At 71.0% G+C, this 21112-nt stretch carries 20 protein-coding genes; 13 read left to right on the forward strand and 7 right to left on the reverse strand.

Annotated elements, in window-relative coordinates:
* Positions 1-2: 2 nt before the first annotated feature.
* On the forward strand, positions 3-1637 hold the full coding sequence (locus tag ACIBJH_RS02380) for a phospho-sugar mutase (protein ID WP_399114974.1): 1635 nt from the start codon (positions 3-5) through the stop codon (positions 1635-1637).
* A 149-nt stretch (positions 1638-1786) separates the two neighbouring features.
* Here the strand turns inward: ACIBJH_RS02380 and ACIBJH_RS02385 are convergent, their stop codons facing one another.
* Complete coding sequence (locus ACIBJH_RS02385) at positions 1787-3532, reverse strand: hypothetical protein (RefSeq protein ID WP_399114975.1); 1746 nt, start codon at positions 3530-3532, stop codon at positions 1787-1789.
* Between the two features lie 208 nt (positions 3533-3740).
* The gene (locus tag ACIBJH_RS02390) at positions 3741-4475 is read right to left on the reverse strand and encodes a PH domain-containing protein (protein WP_399114976.1); all 735 of its coding nucleotides are present in this window, start codon (positions 4473-4475) and stop codon (positions 3741-3743) included.
* Between the two features lie 168 nt (positions 4476-4643).
* Here ACIBJH_RS02390 and deoC point away from each other — a divergent pair, with 168 nt between their 5' ends.
* Genes deoC through ACIBJH_RS02405 form a run of 3 tightly spaced genes read left to right on the forward strand, consistent with a single transcriptional unit; the run spans position 4644 to position 7914 of the window.
* Complete coding sequence (gene deoC, locus ACIBJH_RS02395; RefSeq protein WP_399115580.1) at positions 4644-5600, forward strand: deoxyribose-phosphate aldolase; 957 nt, start codon at positions 4644-4646, stop codon at positions 5598-5600.
* A gap of 3 nt (positions 5601-5603) precedes the next feature.
* Positions 5604-7037, forward strand: coding sequence for an aldehyde dehydrogenase family protein (locus tag ACIBJH_RS02400; RefSeq protein WP_399114977.1), 1434 nt, complete (start codon positions 5604-5606; stop codon positions 7035-7037).
* Entirely contained in the window at positions 7030-7914 is an 885-nt protein-coding gene (locus ACIBJH_RS02405) for an aldehyde dehydrogenase family protein (RefSeq protein ID WP_399114978.1), read from the forward strand. Before ACIBJH_RS02400 ends, ACIBJH_RS02405 begins: the two co-directional genes overlap by 8 nt.
* Before the next feature lie 105 nt (positions 7915-8019).
* Here the strand turns inward: ACIBJH_RS02405 and ACIBJH_RS02410 are convergent, their stop codons facing one another.
* Positions 8020-8424, reverse strand: coding sequence for a hypothetical protein (locus tag ACIBJH_RS02410; protein ID WP_399114979.1), 405 nt, complete (start codon positions 8422-8424; stop codon positions 8020-8022).
* Between the two features lie 127 nt (positions 8425-8551).
* On the opposite strand from ACIBJH_RS02410, the gene ACIBJH_RS02415 reads away from it, so the two are divergent.
* Entirely contained in the window at positions 8552-9199 is a 648-nt protein-coding gene (locus tag ACIBJH_RS02415; protein WP_399114980.1) for a uridine kinase, read from the forward strand.
* Between the two features lie 176 nt (positions 9200-9375).
* Here ACIBJH_RS02415 and ACIBJH_RS02420 read toward each other — a convergent pair whose 3' ends face one another.
* Positions 9376-10149, reverse strand: a complete 774-nt coding sequence (locus tag ACIBJH_RS02420) for a SigE family RNA polymerase sigma factor (protein ID WP_399114981.1) — start codon at positions 10147-10149, stop codon at positions 9376-9378.
* Positions 10150-10403: 254 nt separating this feature from the next.
* Between ACIBJH_RS02420 and afsQ1 the strand changes: the two genes are divergently transcribed.
* The 5 genes from afsQ1 to ACIBJH_RS02445 all read left to right on the forward strand — a co-directional run bounded on the left by afsQ1 (position 10404) and on the right by ACIBJH_RS02445 (position 14408).
* A complete protein-coding gene (gene afsQ1, locus ACIBJH_RS02425; protein ID WP_019066936.1) occupies positions 10404-11081 on the forward strand; it encodes a two-component system response regulator AfsQ1 in 678 nt (225 codons plus the stop codon).
* Entirely contained in the window at positions 11078-12655 is a 1578-nt protein-coding gene (locus tag ACIBJH_RS02430) for an ATP-binding protein (protein ID WP_399114982.1), read from the forward strand. The genes afsQ1 and ACIBJH_RS02430 overlap by 4 nt, the downstream gene beginning before the upstream one ends.
* A gap of 38 nt (positions 12656-12693) precedes the next feature.
* Positions 12694-13296: a hypothetical protein gene (locus ACIBJH_RS02435; RefSeq protein ID WP_399114983.1), complete on the forward strand. Its 603-nt coding sequence runs from the start codon at positions 12694-12696 to the stop codon at positions 13294-13296.
* Positions 13297-13406: 110 nt separating this feature from the next.
* A complete protein-coding gene (locus ACIBJH_RS02440; protein WP_399114984.1) occupies positions 13407-13958 on the forward strand; it encodes a VanZ family protein in 552 nt (183 codons plus the stop codon).
* A 246-nt stretch (positions 13959-14204) separates the two neighbouring features.
* Entirely contained in the window at positions 14205-14408 is a 204-nt protein-coding gene (locus ACIBJH_RS02445) for a PspC domain-containing protein (RefSeq protein ID WP_262056304.1), read from the forward strand.
* Between the two features lie 86 nt (positions 14409-14494).
* Here the strand turns inward: ACIBJH_RS02445 and ACIBJH_RS02450 are convergent, their stop codons facing one another.
* Together ACIBJH_RS02450 and ACIBJH_RS02455 are read right to left on the reverse strand one after the other, a co-directional pair.
* Positions 14495-14854 carry a hypothetical protein gene (locus tag ACIBJH_RS02450; RefSeq protein ID WP_019066929.1) on the reverse strand — a complete coding sequence of 120 codons (360 nt, stop codon included), beginning with the start codon at positions 14852-14854 and terminating at the stop codon, positions 14495-14497.
* Positions 14855-14994: 140 nt separating this feature from the next.
* Complete coding sequence (locus ACIBJH_RS02455; RefSeq protein WP_399114985.1) at positions 14995-16152, reverse strand: adenosine deaminase; 1158 nt, start codon at positions 16150-16152, stop codon at positions 14995-14997.
* A gap of 113 nt (positions 16153-16265) precedes the next feature.
* Here ACIBJH_RS02455 and ACIBJH_RS02460 point away from each other — a divergent pair, with 113 nt between their 5' ends.
* Positions 16266-17027, forward strand: coding sequence for a prolyl oligopeptidase family serine peptidase (locus tag ACIBJH_RS02460; RefSeq protein WP_399114986.1), 762 nt, complete (start codon positions 16266-16268; stop codon positions 17025-17027).
* Positions 17028-17692: 665 nt separating this feature from the next.
* Positions 17693-18706 (forward strand): zinc-binding dehydrogenase, encoded by a 1014-nt coding sequence (locus ACIBJH_RS02465; RefSeq protein ID WP_399114987.1) that lies wholly within the window; start codon positions 17693-17695, stop codon positions 18704-18706.
* 1 nt (position 18707) lies between these two features.
* Here the strand turns inward: ACIBJH_RS02465 and ACIBJH_RS02470 are convergent, their stop codons facing one another.
* Positions 18708-19664 carry a LysR family transcriptional regulator gene (locus tag ACIBJH_RS02470; protein ID WP_399114988.1) on the reverse strand — a complete coding sequence of 319 codons (957 nt, stop codon included), beginning with the start codon at positions 19662-19664 and terminating at the stop codon, positions 18708-18710.
* Between the two features lie 63 nt (positions 19665-19727).
* On the opposite strand from ACIBJH_RS02470, the gene ACIBJH_RS02475 reads away from it, so the two are divergent.
* The gene (locus ACIBJH_RS02475) at positions 19728-20996 is read left to right on the forward strand and encodes an MFS transporter (protein ID WP_399114989.1); all 1269 of its coding nucleotides are present in this window, start codon (positions 19728-19730) and stop codon (positions 20994-20996) included.
* Positions 20997-21112: the final 116 nt, after the last annotated feature.

Consider the following 21112-nt stretch of genomic DNA (forward strand, 5'->3'; position numbering starts at 1 on the left):
ACGTGCACGACGACGATCTCATCGCGCGGGCCAAGACCTGGCTCGCCGAGGACCCCGACGCGGACACCCGCGAGGAGCTGGGGAAGCTCATCGACGCCGGGGACGTCACGGAACTCGCGGAGCGCTTCCGCGGCACCCTCCAGTTCGGCACCGCCGGACTCCGCGGCGAACTCGGTGCCGGACCCATGCGGATGAACCGCGCCGTCGTCATCCGCGCCGCCGCCGGCCTCGCCGCGTATCTGAAGCACCAGGGCCACACCGACGGAGTCGTCGTCATCGGCTACGACGCCCGGCACAAGTCCGCGGACTTCGCCCGCGACACCGCCGCCGTGATGACCGGCGCGGGGCTCCGGGCTGCCGTGCTGCCCCGCCCGCTCCCCACCCCCGTACTCGCCTTCGCCATAAGGCACTTGGGCGCCATCGCGGGTGTGGAGGTCACAGCCAGCCACAACCCGCCCCGGGACAACGGCTACAAGGTCTACCTCGGCGACGGCTCCCAGATCGTGCCCCCTGCCGACGCGGAGATCGCCGCCCAGATCGACGCCGTGGTCTCCCTGCACGACGTGCCTCGCCCGGAGGACGGGTGGGAGATCCTCGACGACGGTGTCCTGGACGCCTATCTCGCCCGTACCGACGCCGTCCTCTCCCCCGGCTCCCCCCGCACCGCCCGTACCGTCTATACGGCCATGCACGGCGTCGGCAAGGACGTCCTGCTCGCCGCGTTCGCCCGCGCCGGGTTCCCCGAGCCGGTGCTCGTCGCCGAACAGGCCGAGCCCGACCCGGACTTCCCGACCGTCGCCTTCCCCAACCCGGAGGAGCCGGGCGCGATGGACCTCGCCTTCGCGCGGGCCCGGGCCACGGACCCCGACCTGATCATCGCCAACGACCCCGACGCCGACCGCTGCGCCGTGGCAGTGAAGGCCGACGGGGACTGGCGCATGCTCCGCGGCGACGAGGTCGGCTCCCTGCTCGCCGCGCACCTCGTGCGGCGCGGCGCCCGGGGCACCTTCGCCGAGTCGATCGTCTCCTCGTCCCTCCTCGGCCGCATCGCCGAGAAGGCGGGCCTGCCCTACGAGGAGACCCTCACCGGCTTCAAGTGGATCGCCCGGGTGGACGGGCTTCGCTACGGCTATGAGGAAGCCCTCGGCTACTGCGTGGACCCCGACGGTGTGCGGGACAAGGACGGCATCACCGCCGCCCTGCTCATCACCGAGCTGGCCTCCGAGTTGAGGGAGGAGGGCCGTGATCTGCTGGATCTCCTCGACGATCTCGCCGTGACGCACGGTCTGCACGCCACCGATCAACTGTCGGTGCGGGTGGAGGACTTGACCGTCATCGCGGACGCCATGCGGCGGTTGCGCGAGCGGCCGCCGACCGAGCTGGCCGGGCTTGCCGTCACCAGGGCCGAGGACCTGACCGAGGGCACGGAACTGCTCCCGCCCACGGACGGCCTGCGCTACACGCTCGACGGTGCCCGCGTCATCGTCCGGCCCAGCGGCACCGAGCCCAAACTGAAGTGCTACCTGGAGGTCGTGGTTCCCGTGGCCGCACACGTCGACCTCCCGGCCGCCCGCGCGCGGGCCGCCGAGACGCTGGCGACGATCAAGCGGGACCTGTCGGCTGCGGCCGGTATCTGAGTATCTGAGCGGCCCGCCGCCAACTCCCTTGCCCCTTCGCGGGGTTCAGTCAGGTGCGAAGTGGCTGAACCCCGTGGCCGGTCCCACGCGCAGGACTGGAGGGTGAGATCGGTGAGGTCGCCCCGGTAGAGGCCTGCGGCGTCGGCCGGTCAGTACAGCCACCGCGTGACGAGCGCCGCGATCCAGGCGACACCGAGGACCGCGGCGAACGGCCACAGCGGGCGCCCGTGCTCCTCCTCCCCGCTCTCACCGGTGGGCCGCAGGGCCGGGTCGGCGATCATCACGGAGAGTTCGGCGGCGAGGGCGTCGTAGGGGTGGATCAGGCCGCGTCTGCGTTGCAGCCGGGCCGAGTGGGGGGCGGCGACCACCCACGTGTCGCCGCCGCGCCACCGGAGCTTCAGGTCGAACCCCTCGCGGCGGGCCGAGCGGAGGTCCTTCCAGGGGATGTGCCGCGGCCGGCGCAGACCGTTCAGCCAGATGCCGGTGCGGTCGGCGGTGATGCGCCAGGACAGCTTCACGGGGATCCGGGTGGCTCCCGTCATCCCCACGAAGACCAGCAGGACGCGGTGCCAGAGGCTCTCGTCGATCGCGGCCCAGTACAGCCAGACGGCGCACTGCGCCATGAGGAAAGTCGCCAGCCAGTCCACCGGGCCCGCCCGCCAGCGCCGTACCGGCACGGTCTCGACGCTCTCCGCCCGCACCGTCGCGACCAGTTCCGCGTGCCGCGCGTCGCTCCGGGCCGCCCGGACCGCCGCCCGTTTCGCCCGCACGAGCCGCCGTCGCACCTCGGGCTCCGACAACGGCCTTACGGGCCCGGTCGACCACTGCGTCCGCGGCGCCCCGCCCGGCTTCGGGGCGGCGCTGACCAGGAGGATCTCGGCGCCGTCGTAGGGGGTGCCGTAGAGGACGGCCTCGCGGAGGGGGCCGGAACGCTCGACGGGGACGCGACCGCCGCCGAGGACGTCGTCGAGAACGTCGTCGACGACGTCGTCGAGGGCGGTAGGGAGGTCGTCGGCGTCCTCGAATTCCTCAGGGTTCTCCGCGTCCTTGGCGGCGCGGTCGACGGTGTGGGTACCGGCTGCCGTCTTGTCCGGTTCCGAGACGGCGACCCGGAACAGGGGCCGTAGCGCGGCCGTGTCGTCGGCGGCGAGGACCTCCGTGTCGCCGTGTGCGGTCTCCCGGACCAGCACACGCAGCACGGGTGCCGGAGCCTGCCGCAGCGCGCGGGCCCGCCGTCGGCCCAGCACACCGGACAGCAGGACCGTGAAGCCGAGTCCCGTCACACAGCAGCCGGTCATCACGGCGGCCCGCTGGTCCTCGGCGTCGGAGATGAGTGGCGCCAGGGCGGTCAGGACGGCGCCGGGTACGAGCAGGAACGTTCCGGCGCCGATGAGGAACCGGCCGCGCCGGACCGGCCTTCCCGCATCGGGGAGGAGGGCCGTGACGCCGTCGGACGCGGCCAGGGCCGCCTCCCGTTGCCGCAGGCCCGCGCGGGTCCGGATCTCGGCGAGCGCGACCGAGCCCGCCAGCAGCGAAGCGGCGAGGGCGAGCACCCACCAGGTCGCCGGCGCGAACGACTCCTGCACGACCAGGGCGGCGAACAGGGCCGACGCCGTGTACCACATGACCTCGGGCCGCCACAGCAGCCAGACCGTCTGGAGCGGCAGCAGAGCCGCGAGGTACGGGGAGAGGTGGGTGGAGTAGATCAGCCCGTACCCGGCGAGCCAGGCGCACAGCACCACGAGCTTGATGTACCGCAGCCGCAGCCGTATCGATGTCCGGCGCGGCGGCAGCGCCTCCGTCCACCGGCGCACCTGCTCACCGCGCCAGCGGAGGGAGCCGTCGGGTATCGCGGAGGCGGGCAGCCGCAGCGGCTCCCGGACTCTCGTGTCCATGACTTCCCAGAGACTCGGACCACGGGCGTGGTCGGTGTGGCTCGGCTTCGCCTCCGGGTGGGGGGACCGCCGTCGCGGCCGAGTTCGGGTCGAATGTCGAATGTCGAATGTCGAATGATGACCCGGAAAACTGTGAACGCGGGGAGGGGGTGGGTGGCGGTTCGGTCCGGTCACCCGGTCAACCGTCACCGGCAGGAGCGCGGTCCGGTCAGCCCGTCGCCAGCAGGATCGTCAGGACCACGGCGCCGGCGAGCGCCGGGGCGATCACCTCGTACGCCCAGCGCACCGTGACCTCGCCCTGCGCCGACTCCGCCTGCTCCCGGTTCTCCAGCAGTTCCCGCAGGTCGCTCATGATCTGGTCGGACTCCGCCCGCGTGGGCTCACCGGCCCCGGACCCGCCGCCCAGGCCCCCGCCGAATCCTCCGAACCCGCCTCCGAGCCCGCCGCCGAAGCCGCCACCGAGGCCCCCGGCCCTGCCGCCCCGGGCGGTCCGCCCGCCGCCCGCGGCCTCCGCCGCGGCCCGTGCCTCGCGCCGCGCCGCCCGCTTGCGGCCGCGCAGCGAGACCGGGATCGCCCACAGCTGGAACTTGGTGCCGGACTTGGCGACGACCTCGTTCGAGAGCCCGGACCGCAGCGCGGCCACCTCGCCCCACGGCAGCACGATCAGCCGGAAGGGGTTGCGCACGCGCAGCCGGTCCTCGTTGGCGTACACCGCCGGGCGGAACGTGAAGGCCGCCACCAGCGGCACCACGAGGATCAGCCCCGCGAGCGCGAGCCACGGGGTGCGGCCGTGCCCGCGCGCGAGGGCGTCGATGCCGAGCCACAGCCCGATGCCGAGCAGCAGTACGCCGCCGACGATGCCCATGGGGGACCGGTAGATACGGTCCCTGGACATGGGTAGCGGGGGCTGCGGTGCGGAGGGCTCGTGGTGCGGGGTCGTCATGGTGCCGATTGTGCCTCAGCCGTTCGCCTTGTCGCCGTTGGGGACCTGTGCGTTCGCGACCGCGGGTGCGTTGTGGTTGCTCGCGCCGTTCCCCGCGCCCCTTTGGGGCGCGGATCTCCCCCGGGGTGTACAAGCCGCTACGCGCGTAGATATGCTCGTCTGGTGACCATGCCCACCACTGCACCCACAGCACACGCTCTCGGTGACGTCACCGCGTCCGACAGCACGCTGCGCCGTTTCCTCCACGGGCTGCCCGGCGTCGACGCGGTCGGCCTGGAGGCGCGTGCCGCCTCGCTCGGGACCCGTTCCATCAAGACCACCGCGAAGGCGTACGCCATCGACCTCGCCATCTCGATGGTCGACCTGACGACGCTCGAAGGCGCGGACACTCCCGGCAAGGTCCGGGCGCTCGGCGCCAAGGCGGTCCGCCCCGACCCGACCGACCGGACGAGCCCCTCGACCGCGGCCGTCTGCGTCTATCCCGACATGGTGGCCACCGCCAAGGAGGCCGTCGCCGGTTCCTCCGTGAAGGTCGCCTCCGTCGCCACCGCCTTCCCGGCCGGCCGTGCCGCGCTCGCCGTGAAGCTGGCCGACGTGCGCGACGCGGTCGCCGCCGGCGCCGACGAGATCGACATGGTCATCGACCGCGGGGCGTTCCTCGCGGGCAACTACATGAAGGTCCACGACGAGATCGTCGCCGTGAAGGAGGCCTCGGGCGCCGCCCGCCTCAAGGTCATCTTCGAGACCGGCGAGCTGTCGACGTACGACAACATCCGGCGCGCGAGCTGGCTCGGCATGCTGGCCGGCGCGGACTTCATCAAGACGTCGACGGGCAAGGTCGCCGTCAACGCGACGCCCGCGAACACCCTGTTGATGCTGGAGGCGGTCCGCGACTTCCGCGCCCAGACCGGCATCCAGGTCGGGGTGAAGCCCGCGGGCGGTATCCGCACCTCCAAGGACGCGGTCAAGTTCCTGGTCATCGTCAACGAGACGGCGGGCGAGGACTGGCTCGACAACCACTGGTTCCGCTTCGGCGCGTCCTCGCTCCTGAACGACCTGCTGATGCAGCGTCAGAAGCTGGCCACCGGCCGCTACTCCGGCCCCGACTATGTGACGGTGGACTGACCCATGACCGTTTTCGAATACGCACCGGCTCCCGAGTCCCGCTCCGTCGTCGACATCGCGCCCTCCTACGGCCTGTTCATCGACGGCGAGTTCACGGAGGCAGCGGACGGCAAGGTCTTCAAGACCGTGTCCCCGTCCACCGAAGAGGTCCTGTCCGAGATCGCCCAGGCGGGCGAGGCGGACGTCGACCGCGCGGTGAAGGCCGCCCGCAAGGCCTTCGAGAAGTGGTCGGCGCTGCCCGGCTCCGAGCGCGCCAAGTACCTGTTCCGTATCGCCCGGATCATCCAGGAGCGCAGCCGCGAACTGGCCGTCCTGGAAACCCTGGACAACGGCAAACCGATCAAGGAGACGAGGGACGCGGACCTGCCGTTGGTCGCGGCCCACTTCTTCTACTACGCGGGCTGGGCCGACAAGCTCGACCACACCGGCTTCGGCGCGAATCCCCGACCCCTCGGTGTCGCGGGCCAGGTCATCCCCTGGAACTTCCCGCTCCTGATGCTGGCCTGGAAGATCGCCCCGGCGCTCGCGACGGGCAACACGGTGGTCCTGAAGCCCGCCGAGACGACCCCGCTGTCCGCGCTGTTCTTCGCGGACATCTGCCGCCAGGCCGGCCTCCCCAAGGGTGTCGTCAACATCCTTCCGGGATACGGCGATTCGGGCGCCGCGCTCGTCGCGCACCCGGACGTCAACAAGGTCGCGTTCACCGGTTCCACGGCGGTCGGCAAGGCCATCGCGCGCCAGGTCGCGGGCACGACCAAGAAGGTCACCCTCGAACTCGGCGGCAAGGGCGCGAACATCGTCTTCGACGACGCCCCCATCGACCAGGCGGTGGAGGGGATCGTCACCGGCATCTTCTTCAACCAGGGCCAGGTCTGCTGCGCGGGCAGCCGTCTGCTCGTACAGGAGTCGATCCAGGACGAGTTGATGGACTCGCTGAAGCGCAGGCTGTCGACCCTGCGCCTCGGCGACCCGCTCGACAAGAACACCGACATCGGCGCCATCAACTCCGCCGAGCAGCTCTCCCGCATCACCACGCTCGTCGAACAGGGCGAGGCGGAGGGCGCCGAGCGCTGGTCCCCTGCCTGTGAACTCCCGTCCTCCGGCTACTGGTTCGCCCCGACGCTCTTCACGAACGTCACCCAGGCACACACCATCGCCCGCGACGAGATCTTCGGCCCGGTGCTGTCCGTGCTGACCTTCCGCACGCCCGAGGAGGCGGTCGCGAAGGCCAACAACAGCCAGTACGGCCTGTCGGCGGGCATCTGGACCGAGAAGGGCTCCCGCATCCTCGCCGTCGCGAGCAAGCTGCGCGCGGGTGTCATCTGGTCCAACACGTTCAACAAGTTCGACCCGACCTCGCCGTTCGGCGGCTACAAGGAGTCGGGCTTCGGCCGCGAGGGCGGTCGCCACGGCCTGGAGGCGTACCTCGATGTCTGACCGTCTCAGTGTGTTCAAGACCTACAAGCTGTACGTCGGGGGCAAGTTCCCCCGTAGCGAGAGCGGCCGGGTGTACGAGGTGACCGACTCCAAGGGCAAGTGGCTGGCCAACGCCCCGCAGGGGAGCCGTAAGGACGCCCGGGACGCGGTCGTAGCGGCCCGCAAGGCCTTCGGCGGCTGGTCCGGCGCGACGGCGTACAACCGGGGCCAGATCCTCTACCGCATCGCCGAGATGCTGGAGGGCCGCAAGGACCAGTTCGTACGCGAAGTGGCGGACGCGGAGGGCCTGTCGAAGTCCAAGGCTTCCGTGATCGTGGACGCGGCGATCGACCGCTGGGTCTGGTACGCGGGCTGGACCGACAAGATCGCCCAGGTGGTCGGCGGCGCGAACCCGGTCGCGGGCCCGTACTTCAACCTCTCCTCCCCCGAGCCGACGGGAGTGGTCACCGTCCTGGCCCCCCAGGAGTCGTCGTTCCTCGGGCTGATCTCGGTTGTGGCCCCGGTGATCGCGACCGGCAACACGGCCATCGTCATCGCGAGCGAGAAGTCTCCGCTCCCCGCACTGTCGCTGGGCGAGGTCCTGGCGACCTCGGACCTCCCCGGCGGAGTCGTCAACGTCCTGTCCGGGAAAACGGCGGAGATCGCGACCCCCTTGGCCGCCCACCAGGACGTCAACGCGATCGACCTGGCGGGCGCCGACGACGTACTGGCGAAGGAGTTGGAGATCGCGGCGGCCGACAACCTCAAGCGAGTTCTTCGTCCACAGCCTGTGGATTACACGGAGACTCCGGGCACCGACCGCCTGACGGCCTTCTTGGAGACGAAGACGGTCTGGCATCCCACGGGCTCACTGGGAGCAGGCGGCTCCTCGTACTGAGCGGCCGAAGGCACGCTCACCAGGGGCGCGGGGAACTGCGCGACCAGCCACAACCGGACGCGCACCCGGCAACGAGACCGCAGCTCCCCGCCCCTCCCCCGCAACTCAACCCCCAAGGACTCCCAACGCCTGCCCCACCACAGGAATCCTGCTGATCGACTCCGCCTGGGCAACGGGCGCGGTCAACATCTGCGAAGCAACCGGCTGGAAGTCCGCCAGCTGCGTGGCAACGCCGTTGTCGAGGGGGTCAACTCCCGTACCCGCAAGCGGGTTGGGCTTGAGCCCGGCGACCGGCCCGGTGACGTAACCGACCGTTCCGGTCACCGCCTGGAGGCCGGCCGCAGGGTCGATCTTGCCCAGCGAGGTGGGCCGCGTCCGCATCACGTCGACGACCGGCGCGGAGTCCGCGGAGGCCGTCGCCGCGCCCGCGCCCAGGGCGACTCCGGCGGTCGCGAGGGCGACCAGGGCGCGCTGGGCGGTCGGGTGCTGGGAGGACGTGTGTCGTGCCATTGCTGGTGCCACCTTCTGGTGCGCAGGGTAATCAGGTCAGCACGAAGGGTAGTTGACGTGTGATGCGCGTTCCAATGGCGACCCGCGGGGTCGGCAGGACGTACGGAATACGTCAAACTGGTGTCCCGTGAGCAACCTTTCCCCGTCACCGGCCCGTGTCGTGCTGCTGTGCGGCCCCTCGGGTTCCGGCAAGTCCCTCGTCTCGGCCCGCTCCGGTCTTCCCGTGCTGCGGCTCGACGACTTCTACAAGGAGGGCGACGACCCGACGCTGCCACTCGTGGCGGGGAGTTCGGACATCGACTGGGACCATCCCGACTCCTGGGACGCGGAGGTCGCGGTCACCGCGATCGTCGAGCTGTGCCGCACGGGTCGTACGGATGTGCCGGTCTACGACATCTCGCTGAGCGCCCGTACGGGCACGGAGGCGGTCGATGTGGGCCGGACGCCGTTGTTCATAGCGGAGGGCATCTTCGCCGCCGAGGTGATCACCCGGTGCCGGGAGCTGGGTGTCCTCGCGGACGCGCTGTGCCTGAGCCGCGGTCCGGTGCGGACGTTCCGCCGCCGCTTTCTGCGGGATCTGCGGGAGGGCCGTAAGTCCGTGCCGTTCCTGCTGCGGCGCGGCTGGCGGCTGATGCGGCTGGAGCGGTCGATCGTGGCCCGGCAGACGACGCTCGGCGCGTACGCGTGCGACAAGGACGAGGCGCTGGGCAGGCTGGCCGCGGCGGCGGTGGGCCGGCGTCCGGCGGCGGCTCCCGCACCCACACCCGCCACCTGACGGCACGCACGAAAAAGCGGGACTGGACGGACCCCCCGGCCCTCCAGTCCCGCTCTCTCTTTTCCCCCGTGGTACTTCCCCCGTGATTCCCCCCCCCAGGACCCCGTCGGCGCCCCCCCAGCGCCGATCCCCCGTGGTCCCTTTGTGCTCCCCCGTTCCCCACTTCCCCCCGACCCTCAGGCGACGAGCTCCCCGAAGGCGTCCTCCTCGTCACGGCCGAAGCTGAGGACCTCGTCCTCGCGCATGCGGCGGAGCGACCGCCAGATGCTGGACTTCACCGTGCCGACACTGATGTCGAGGATCTCCGCGATCTCCGGATCCGTGCGGCCCTCGTAGTAACGGAGGACCAGCATGGTGCGCTGGAGTTCGGGCAGCCGGGCCAGCGCCTGCCACAGGACCGCGCGCAGTTCGGTGCCGCGCATCGCGTCCGTGTCGCCGGGCGTCTCCGGCAGTTCCTCGGTCGGGTACTCGTTCAGCTTGCGGCGGCGCCACGCGCTGATGTGCAGGTTCGTCATGGTGCGGCGGAGATAGCCCCCGACCGCGGCCTTGTCACTGATCCGGTCCCACGCCTTGTACGTCGAGAACAGCGCGCTCTGCAGCAGGTCCTCGGCCTCGAAGCGGTCGCCGGTGAGGTGGTAGGCGGTCGCGTACAGGGAGGCGCGGCGCTCCTGGACGTAGGCGGTGAACTCCGCCTCCGACAGCGAGCGACGCTCCCCCGTGTCCTCCCTGTACCCGCTTCCCCCGTGCGCTTCCCCCGTGTGCGCGTCAACCACCGTCATGTAACCGGTGTGCTGACGCCCGGCACCGCGAACGCACCCCCGCCCTCCCCCACGCTCGAACCCACTCGCGCGGGAGGGACCCCCATCGGCACCGGACTTCTCGGAACCCCGGGTCACGTCGTGCAGACGCGTGATGACTGCGTTGTTGCTGGTGCTGTGCAGCGTGCTCATCTCGCGCCCCCCGTAGTGGACTTGCCCGGTGTTCGGATCTTCCGGCTCGGTTCCTCGTGGTTCCTTGCCTGTGACGAAAATCCTGCCGGGGTCACTTCATGGACGTGTCCGCCGACTGTCACAGACCTGTCACAGGGGTGGGTCTCTGCGGCCGTCCTCAGAAAACGGACAGTCCGGTCACAGAGAGGGGCGGTACGGGCACGTACCCGTGCAGGTGTCGAAACACCGCCCCCACATGGGCCAGAATGAGCCCCGTGCCTTCCCTGTTGCTGATCGAGGACGACGACGCCATCCGGACGGCCCTGGAGCTCTCGCTGACGCGCCAGGGACACCGGGTAGCCACCGCTGCCAGCGGCGAGGACGGTCTGAAGCTGTTGCGCGAGCAGCGGCCGGACCTGATCGTGCTGGATGTGATGCTGCCCGGCATCGACGGTTTCGAGGTGTGCCGGCGCATCCGGCGCACGGACCAGCTGCCGATCATTCTGCTCACCGCGCGCAGCGACGACATCGACATCGTCGTCGGCCTGGAGTCCGGTGCCGACGACTACGTGGTCAAACCGGTGCAGGGGCGGGTGCTGGACGCCCGCATCCGGGCCGTGCTGCGGCGCGGCGAGCGGGAGGCCAACGACGCGGCCTCGTTCGGTTCGCTGGTCATCGACCGGGCCGCGATGACCGTCACGAAGAACGGCGAGGACCTTCAACTCACGCCCACCGAGTTGCGGTTGCTGCTCGAACTGAGCCGGCGGCCCGGACAGGCCCTGTCCCGGCAGCAGTTGCTGCGCCTGGTGTGGGAGCACGACTACCTCGGTGACTCGCGGCTGGTGGACGCGTGTGTCCAGCGGCTGCGCGCCAAGGTCGAGGACGTGCCCTCGTCCCCGACGCTCATCCGTACCGTGCGCGGCGTCGGTTACCGCCTGGACTCGCCTCAGTGACCGACGCACCAGGGGGGATCCGCGGCTGGCGCCCGGGTCGTAAGGGAGTCCTGTGGCGGCTGCGGTTCACCAGCCTGCGCCTGCGGCTGGTGGTCGTCTTCGGCCTGGTCGCGCTGACCGCCGCCGTGTCCGCGTCCGGCATCGCCTACTGGCTCAACCGCGAGGCCGTCCTCACCCGCGCCCAGGACGCGGTGCTGCGCGACTTCCGCCAGGAGATGCAGAACCACGCCGGCGCCCTGCCCGTGCACCCCACGCAGGACGAACTCATGCGCACGGCGGGCCAGATGGCCAACAGCAGCCAGCGCTTCAGCGTCCTGCTGGTCGCCGAGGACACCAACTCCAAGACGGTCTACGGCAACTCCGGCGGCCTGAACGGGTTTTCGCTGGAGGACGTGCCCAAGTCGCTGCGCACGGCGGTGAACAAGCAGCAGTCGGTGACCGACGGCAACAAGGAGCCGTACCACCTGTACTGGCAGCGGGTCACCGAGCACGGCACGCCGTTCCTGGTGGCCGGTACGCGCATGATCGGCGGCGGCCCGACGGGCTACATGCTCAAGTCACTTGAGCCCGAGGCCAAGGACCTCAACTCCCTCGCCTGGTCACTCGGTATCGCCACCGGACTCGCGCTGATCGGTTCCGCGCTGCTCGCGCAGGCCGCCGCGACGACCGTCCTCAAGCCCGTGCACCGCCTCGGCATCGCCGCGCGCCGACTGGGCGAGGGCAAGCTGGACACCCGGCTCAGGGTCTCCGGGACCGATGAACTCGCCGAGCTGTCACGGACGTTCAACCAGACCGCCGAGGCGCTGGAGAAGCGGGTCGCCGACATGGCCGCCCGCGACGACGCCTCGCGCCGTTTCGTCGCCGACATGTCCCACGAACTGCGCACCCCCCTCACCGCCATCACCGCCGTGGTGGAGGTCCTGGAGGAGGAACTCGACGCCGAGACCGGCAGCGTGGACCCGATGATCGAGCCCGCCGTACGGCTCGTCGTCAGCGAGACCAAGCGGCTCGGCGATCTCGTCGAGAACCTGATGGAGGTCACCCGCTTCGACGCGGGCACCGCCCGGCTCGTCCTCGACGACGTCGACATCGCCGACCAGATCACCGCCTGCATCGACGCCCGCGCCTGGCTCGACGCCGTCGACCTCGACGCCGAACGCGGCATCCACTCCCGGCTCGACCCGCGCCGCCTCGACGTCATCCTCGCCAACCTCATCGGCAACGCCCTCAAGCACGGCGGCTCGCCCGTCCGGGTGTCGGTCCGCCTGGAGGACGACGACCTCGTCATCGCGGTCCGCGACCACGGCCCCGGCATCCCCGAGGACGTCCTCCCGCACGTCTTCGACCGCTTCTACAAGGCGAGCGCCTCCCGCCCCCGCTCCGAGGGCAGCGGCCTCGGCCTCTCCATCGCCCTGGAGAACGCCCACATCCACGGCGGCGACATCACCGCCGCCAACTCCCCCGACGGCGGCGCGGTGTTCACCCTGCGACTGCCGAGGGACGCCTCCGTCCTCACGGAGGAGACCGACAAGGGCGAGGGCGAAGGGGACAGTTCGAAGGGGAACCCCTCATGAAGGCACGCCGATCGACGGCTCCCGCCGGGGAACGGGCCGTGTCCACACGCCGACTGCTGGCGCTTCCGCTGCTCGCACTGCTGCTCGCCGGGTGCGGGATCCGGGCCACGGAGGTGCCGACCGACTTCGGGCCCGCGCCCTCGATGGTGCCCTGCACGCTCACCGAGCCGGACGTGTCGGCGCAGGCCGCGCGCGGGGTGCCCGTGCAGGTGTTCCTGCTGTGCGGGTCGTCGCTGGTGACCGTCGACCGGACCGTACAGGTGCCGGACGGCACCGCGGACGTGCAGCGGCGCGTGATCGTGGCGCAGGGGCTGCTGGACCAGCTCGCGCAGTCGCCGTCGCCGGGCGAGAAGGACGCCCGGTACACGACCGACGTACGCGGCGGCATGTCCGTGACCGGACCGCGCGCCAAGGACCCCAAGGACACGCTGCGGCTGAGCAATTCACCGGCCGACCTGACGTCGTACGCGCTCGCCCAGATCGTCTGCACCTTCTCCGACTCGGCCGCGGCCGAGGGCGACGGTTCCGTCATCCTCGGCGGCCCGGACGACGCCCCGCTGCGCCGCTACGAATGCACGGACGACGTCCGCTCCTCCCCCGGCACGAAGGCTCCGCCGTCCAGTGAGGTGACGGGCGGCTGAAAGCGCCCCCGAGGTGAACGAGCCCGGAAGCACGGGTGTGGCGGAAGCCTCAGCCCGGTGCTTGGGCCCTACCCGGAACCGATCGTGCCGGAGGGGGCGTCTAGTGGGGCGTGCAGCGTCAAGGCTCCATCGGCGGCAGTGCCGCGATTCGCGTCCGTGTGACAGGGGGTGTCCTCCTCGTCGCACATCTCGTGCTCGTCGCCTGGGTCACGCTGCGCCCGCGGGACGTCCCCTGGGTGATGCCGCCGAACCTGCACCCGCTGGCGAGTATCCGGGCCGATCTGGCGCTGGGCTGGCCGGAGGCGGCGAAGCGGATCGGTGAGGGCCTCGCGCTGCTGGCCCCGCTGGGCGTTCTGCTCCCGATGGTGAGTGGCCGGCTGTATGTCTCGCCGCTCGCGTCCCTGATCCGTACGGTCGCCGCGGGCGCCCTGATCTCCCTGGGCATCGAACTGCTGCAGACCGGCGTGCCGGGCCAGGTCGTGGACGTCGACTCGCTGCTCATGAACACGGTGGGCGTGGCCCTCGCACACGTCGCGATCGTCCCCGCCGCCCGCGCCTGGCTCCGCCGCAGGACCGAGAGCCCCCTCCCCACGCCCCTCCTCCAGGAGGAAGCGACTCAGGGACGGACCCCGACGATTCCCAGGGTCGGCATCGCACCGTAGAGCGACGCCCGTCGGCCCCCGCCGCCGTACCGTTGAAGGCAGATGGGCAGCCCGCCCACCTCAACGAACGCCCAGGGCCCACCAAGGGCCAGTGTCCCCACGCGTCGGCCGGGAGAGAGCCGCAGGGGGCGCGCCGGTGTCGAGAGTGCGAACGCGCGGAGGCGCGCAGCGCCGAGCACGATCGCGCTCTCGACACCGGCTGAGGCGCCCCCGAAGGCGAACGACCCAAAAGAAGGAGTGCGCAAGATGACCGCCATTGCCCGCCCCACCCAAGGCCGCATGATCGGCGGAGTGTGCGCAGCGCTGGCGCGGCGCTTCGGTACCTCCGCGACCACGATGCGGGTGATCTTCCTGCTCTCGTGTCTGCTGCCCGGGCCGCAGTTCGTGCTCTACATCGCGCTGTGGATCCTGTTCCCGTCCGAGGACAAGGTGCGTACCGAGGCCTGGTGAACAACCCACGACGGCCCGGCGCGCGTACGCCGATGGGGCGCACCCCTCGTCCAGGGGGCGCCCCATCGGCGCGTTCAGGGGTGGCCTCAGCCCAGCGGAACACCATTCAGCGGCAGGCCGTGCGTGGGCAGGCCCGTCTGGGACAGCGGGAGGCCGCCCAGCAGTCCGGCCACGGGCGCGGTCGGGCCGTCGGAGAGGACCTTCTCGGCGGCCGGCTGCACGGCGGACAGACCACCGGCGAGCGCGGGCTGCGCCTGGCTCAGGGCCTCGCCGGCGCCCGGGAGCGCCTTGGTGACGTTCTCCGCGGGCAGCGTGTGGGTCACGGCGCCCAGGACCTGGGTGGTGTCCGGGACCGCCGGAGCCGCGCTCGCGGCACCCGCGCCTACGGCGGCGAAGGCGGCACCGAGGGCGGCGACACCGAGGGTCTTGGCAGCAGACTGCTTCATGGTGAATGCGTCCTTGAATGGGATGACGGAGATGTGAGCGGTCCAAGACCGTAAACACGCGAAGGCATCCGCCGCAAACATCGAAATGCGGACGGATTGTGAACGCCCGCCCGCATCCCGTGTATCCCGTTCGACCTCTGTCAGCCCTCTTCGGGTACAGAACCGCTGGTGGAGGCGGTCTGCCGGAACAGCCATTCGGATTTCAGCTCGGCATATCCCGGCTTGATGACGTCATTGATCATCGCGAGTCGTTCATCGAAAGGAATGAATGCTGACTTCATAGCATTGACGGAGAACCATTGCATGTCGTCGAGCGAATAACCGAACGCCTCGACAAGGTGCTCGAATTCACTGCTCATGCTGGTGTGGGACATCAGCCGGTTGTCGGTGTTGACCGTGGCCCGGAAGTGCAGCCGGCGCAGCAGCCCGATGGGGTGCTGGGCGTAGGAGTCGGCGGCGCCGGTCTGGAGGTTGGAGCTGGGGCACAGCTCCAGCGGGATGCGCTTGTCCCGGACGTAGGAGGCGAGGCGGCCGAGTTTGACCGTGCCGTCGTCCTGGACCTGGATGTCGTCGATGATGCGCACGCCGTGCCCGAGCCGGTCGGCGCCGCACCACTGGAGCGCCTGCCAGATGGACGGCAGTCCGAAGGCCTCGCCGGCGTGGATGGTGAAGTGGTTGTTCTCGCGCTTGAGGTACTCGAAGGCGTCGAGGTGGCGGGTGGGCGGGAACCCGGCCTCCGCACCGGCGATGTCGAAGCCGACGACACCCAAGTCGCGGTAACGGTTGGCGAGTTCGGCGATCTCCAGGGCGCGGGCGGCGTGCCGCATGGCGGTGAGCAGCGCCCCGACGCGAATCCGTCGCCCGCCCTCCCTCGCCAGCGACTCCCCTTGCCGGAAGCCCTCGTTGACGGCCTCGACGACCTCTTCGAGGCTGATCCCGCCGTCGAGGTGCTGCTCGGGCGCGTACCGCACCTCGGCGTATACGACGCCGTCCTCGGCGAGGTCCTCCGCGCACTCGCGCGCGACGCGGATCAGCGCGTCCCGGGTCTGCATCACGGCGACGGTGTGCGAGAAGGTCTCCAAGTACCGTTCCAGGGAACCGGAGTCGGCGGCCTCGGCGAACCACACGCCGAGTTTGTCCGGGTCGGTCTCGGGGAGGCCGGTGTACCCGGCGTCCCGCGCGAGTTCGACGATCGTCCCCGGGCGGAGACCGCCGTCGAGGTGGTCGTGCAGCAGAACCTTCGGCGCCCGGCGGATCTGGTCCGGCGTCGGGGTGTTCGGGGTGCTCTGGCTCGTCATTTCCGCACTCTAACTCCTACGCGCGTAGATCACCCGTTGTACGAATCCGTCGATACGTAACGGTGACCGCGCGGAAGGATGGCGTACACGCTCACTTCTGACACTGTTCTGTCATGGCACAGCAAGCGACGCCGGTTCGGACGGCCCGGCTGGGGAGAGCGCTCGGTCCAGAACCGACCTCGGTGAGCGGCGTGGTGCTGCTGCTCCCCGGCGGCGAGGAGGTCTCCGCCCGCAGGCCGTCCCCCCTCATGGCGATAGCCTCGGTACGAACGTTGGGCCGCCGCCTGTCCCGGGCAGGCGCGGTCGAGGGTCTGGCCGCGCATGTCGTCCACTACCGCTGCCGCGGCTGGAACGGCAGCGAGGCGTATCTCGCGCACGACGCCACCTGGGCGGTGGACGAGGTCGTGCGACGCTACGGTGACGTGCCCGTGTGTCTCGTCGGCATCGACATGGGCGGCCGGGCCGCGCTGCGCTCCGCCGGGCACGAGGCGGTCAACTCCGTAGTGGCGCTGGCCCCTTGGCTCCCCGAGCAGGACGTGGCCGCACCACCCGAACCGGTGAAGCAACTGGTGGGCCGCCGAGTCCTGATCGTGCACGGCACGAACGACGAACGAACCGACCCCGAGCTGTCCTTCCGCCTGGCGGCCCGAGCGAAGAAGGCCAACCGAGACGTGTGCCGCTTCGAAGTCCACTCCGACGGCCACGCGTTGCACCAACACCGCCAGGAAGTACACGCCCTGACCGAGGACTTCGTACTGGGCGCACTGTTCGGGCACGCGTTCGCCCGCCCGGTGGAGGACGCGCTCCAGGCACCGCCTCCCCTGGGCCTGCGAATGCCGCTGGCGGCGGGGTTCGGGCGGTCGTTGCGGAAGTGAGCGGGGCGCGCGGCGGCCGACCGGCGAAAACCCGGGAGGCGGGTAGGCAGTGAGTCGCGCCGTCACTGCGGGCGCAGCGGCCAACTGACCGACGCTCGGGGCTAGTCGGGAATGTGGTGGCGGCGGGTGCCCGTGCGCAGGTGAACCGGGCACGCGGCGCGGCGCGGCCGACCAACGGCCAGGGCCCGGGACCAGCCGGGACGGGCGCTCGCACCGCCATCGCATCCCCCCCCAGCCAACTGGCCGATGTCCCGGGCGAGTCGGGAACACGCCAACAGCAGGCGTCAGGCACTCCCCGCACAAGCCGGCCGCACACGACCACGCGACACGGCGGCCAACCGGCCAGGACTCAGACCCAGTCGGACACACGCCCACGCCACCACGACGCGCCCCAGCAACCAACTGGCCAGCGTCCGGATCGAGTCGGGAATGCGCCGACGGCAGGCTTCGGGCGTTCCCTACGCCAGTCAGCCGGACGCGACCCCCCCGGCGCGGCGGCCAACCGGTCGGCACCCAGGGCCCCTCGGACACGCGCTCACGCCACCGTTCCCGGGCGCGGCAGCCAACTGACCCGTCCCCGGGCCGAGTCGGGAATGAAGCCCCGGCACCCCGACGTTGACGCCCGCCGTCCGACTCTCCTCCCCGTCCGGGAAGAAGGCAGGCCCATGACGACGACGTCCTCTCCGAGCAGCATGCGTGCCGTACGGCTCTCCGGCCCTGGGCCAGTGGGCAACCTGCGCCTGACCACCCTCCCCCTCCCGCCCGAGCGGGACGGCTGGGTGCGGATTCGGGTGGAGGCGTTCGGGCTCAACCGGTCGGAGTTGAAGTTGCGGCTGGGGGTGAGCGAGGGGGTCAGCTTTCCGCGGGTGCCGGGGATCGAGGCGGCCGGTACCGTCGACTCGGCCCCGGCCGGCAGCGGGCTGGTGCGCGGACAGAAGGTCGTCGCGATGATGGGCGACATGGGGCGTACCTACGACGGGGGCTATGCCGAGTACACGTCGGTGCCGCTGGCTCAAGTGATCCCCGTCGAGACCGAGTTGCCCTGGGAGGTGCTGGGTGCTCTGCCGGAGATGGTGCAGACCGCCCATGGCTCCCTCACCGTCGGACTGGACCTGCGGCCCGGTCAGACCGTGCTGATCCGCGGCGGCACCTCCTCGGTGGGGCTGGCCGCCGCCGCGCTCGCCCGCCGGCACGGAGCCACGGTGCTGTCCACCACCCGGCGCCCCGACCGGATCACCCTGCTCAAGGAACGCGGTGTCGACCATCCGCTCCTCGACACCGGCGAAGTCGCCTCCGCCGTACGGGAGTTGTACCCGGACGGTGTCGACGCCGCCCTCGACCTGGTCGGCACCCCGACCCTCCCGGACACGCTGCGCGCGGTACGCGTCCACGGCACGGCCTGCTTCGGCGGCAGCCTCTCCAACCAGTGGACCGTCCGCGACTTCTCCCCCAACGAGTACCTGCCCAGGGGCGTACGCCTCGCGGGTTACTTCGGCGACGCCTCCGACCTCCCCCAACAGACCTTCCAGGAAATCCTGGACGCGATCGCCGACGGCCAACTGGCCTTCCCCGTGGACCGCGTGTACGACGGCCTGGAGCAGGTACCGCAGGCCCACGACGACATGGAGCACGACCGCGCCACGGGGAAACTCGTCGTCCGGGTCCGGCACCACAACTGAGCTACTCGGGCAGCAGGTTGCCCCTTCTCGACAGCAGGAACTTCTTGAAGGCGGCCACCGGGGGTGTGTCCGGGCGTCCGTCCAGCCAGGCCACGCCGATCTCCCGTACCGCCTTCGGGGCCGTCACCGTCAGCTCCGCAACTCCCGGGCGGGGTACGGCCGGTGGAGGGAGCAGGGCCACTCCGAGACCCGCCGCCACCAGGCCCCGTAGGGTCTCCGCCTCCTCTCCCTCGAAGGCGATCTTCGGGCGGAAGCCCGCCTCCGCGCAGACGGCGTCGGTGATGCTCCGGAGGCCGTAGCCCGGTTCCAGGGTCACGAAGGTCTCCTCGGCCGCCTCCGCGAGGCGGATCCGTTTGCGGCAGGCCAGGCGGTGGTCGGCCGGGACGACGAGGCGGAGCTTCTGGACGTCGAGGCGGTGGGCCACGACGTCGGGGGCGTCCAGGGTCGGGGCGGTCAGCAGGCACAGGTCCAGTTCGCCCGCGCGCAGCCGCTCCAGCATGGCCTCGCCGTAGTTCTGGACGAGGCTGAAGCGGACGCGCGGGTGGTCGGCGCGGAAGGCGCGGATGAGTTCGGGGACGGTCTCCGAGCCGAGGGTGTGGAGGAAGCCGAAGGCGACCTTGCCGGTGGTGGGGTCGGCGTCGGCGCGGACCTCGTCGGCGGCCTTCCCGATCTCGGCGAGGGCGCGCTCGACGGAGGTGAGGAAGGTGCGGCCGGCGGGGGTGAGCGAGACCGTGCGGCCTCTGCGGGCGAACAGGTCGACGCCCAGGTCCTGTTCGAGGCGGACCATCGCCCGCGACAGGGTGGACTGCGGGACCTGCATCTCCTGCGCGGCCCGGGTGACGTGCTCGGTGCGGGCGACCCCGGCGAAGTACGCGAGGCGCGGCGCGAGCAGCGCGACGATGTCTTCTGTGTCACCGGACGGTGACAGGCGAACCTGTGAGCTGTACTGATGCACCATGGGAACGATTATGACGTTTCCGTGCATTGGACGGATGAGTGGGAGCGTACGTAGTTTCGAAGCATGTCTCCCGCCGATACCGGGGCGTCCACCATCGTGGCCGCCTCCACCACTTCCACTTCCTCCGACTCACGGCTGACGCCCGGTGGTCCCGGTTATCGCCGGATGAGCTTCGCGCTCTTCCTCGCGGGTGTGGCGACCTTCGCGCTGCTGTACTCCACGCAGGCCCTGCTCCCGCTGATCTCCTCCGGTTTCGGCGTGAGCGCGAGCGCGGCGAGCTGGACGGTGGCGGCGGCGACCGGCGGACTCGCGCTGTTCGTGCTGCCGATGAGCGCGCTGTCGGAGCGTTTCGGCCGTCGTACGGTCATGACCGCGTCGCTGGTGGTCGCGGTGGGCATCGGGGTCCTGGTGCCGTTCGCGCCGTCGCTGGGCGCGCTGGTGGTGCTGCGGTTCCTCCAGGGTGCCGCGCTGGCCGGGCTGCCCGCGTCGGCGACGGCGTATCTGGCGGAGGAGGTCCGGCCGAAGGCGCTGGTCACGGCGATCGGCCTGTTCGTGGCGGGCAACAGCGTCGGCGGGATGAGCGGCCGGGTCATCACCGGCTGGGTCGCGCAGGAGTGGGGCTGGCGGGTCGCCGTAGGGGTGATCGGTCTGATCGCCGTGGGCTGCGCGGTCGCCTTCCGGCTTCTGCTCCCGGCGCCGCGGCACTTCACGCCGGGCTCGTTGCGCCCGCGCGTACTGGCCCGTACGGTCCGCGCCCACCTCGCGAACCCGCTGCTGTGCCGGCTGTACGCGATCGGCGCCCTGTTCATGACGGTCTTCGGCGGCGTCTACACGGTGATCGGCTACCGCCTCACCGAGGCCCCCTTCTCCCTCCCCCAGGGCATCGTCGGTTCGATCTTCCTGGTGTACCTGGTGGGGACGGTGTCCGCGTCCACGGCCGGGCGGTTGGTGGGCCGGCTCGGGCGGCGCGGGGCCCTGTATCTGGCGGGCGGTACGACGGCCACCGGCCTCCTCGTCTCCCTCGCCGACTCGCTGCCCCTGGTGCTGCTCGGTCTGGTGCTGATCACGGCGGGCTTCTTCGCGGGGCACGCGGTCGCGTCCTCGGCGGTCAGCAAGACGGCCACCACCGGGCGCGCCCAGGCCTCCGCCCTCTACCAGTCCGCGTACTACATCGGCTCCAGCACCGGCAGTACGGTCGGCGCGCTCGCGTTCCACGCGGGCGGCTGGGCGGGCACGGTCGGCGTGGGCGTCCTCGCGGTGCTCGGTGTCGTGACGATCACGGTGCTCGGGTCGCGGGCGGCGCGGGTGGAGCGGGCCCTCGCCCCGGCCTGAGCGGGCCCCAGTCGCCCCGACCCTGTAAAGAAACCCCTTCTGACCTGCACGTTCATCCACTCCTCGCGCCATTGTCAGTGGGCTGCGCTACGTTGCGGGGTAAGGGAAGAACGGCC

Source organism: Streptomyces sp. NPDC050548, assembly GCF_044457385.1.
Lineage (GTDB): Bacteria > Actinomycetota > Actinomycetes > Streptomycetales > Streptomycetaceae > Streptomyces.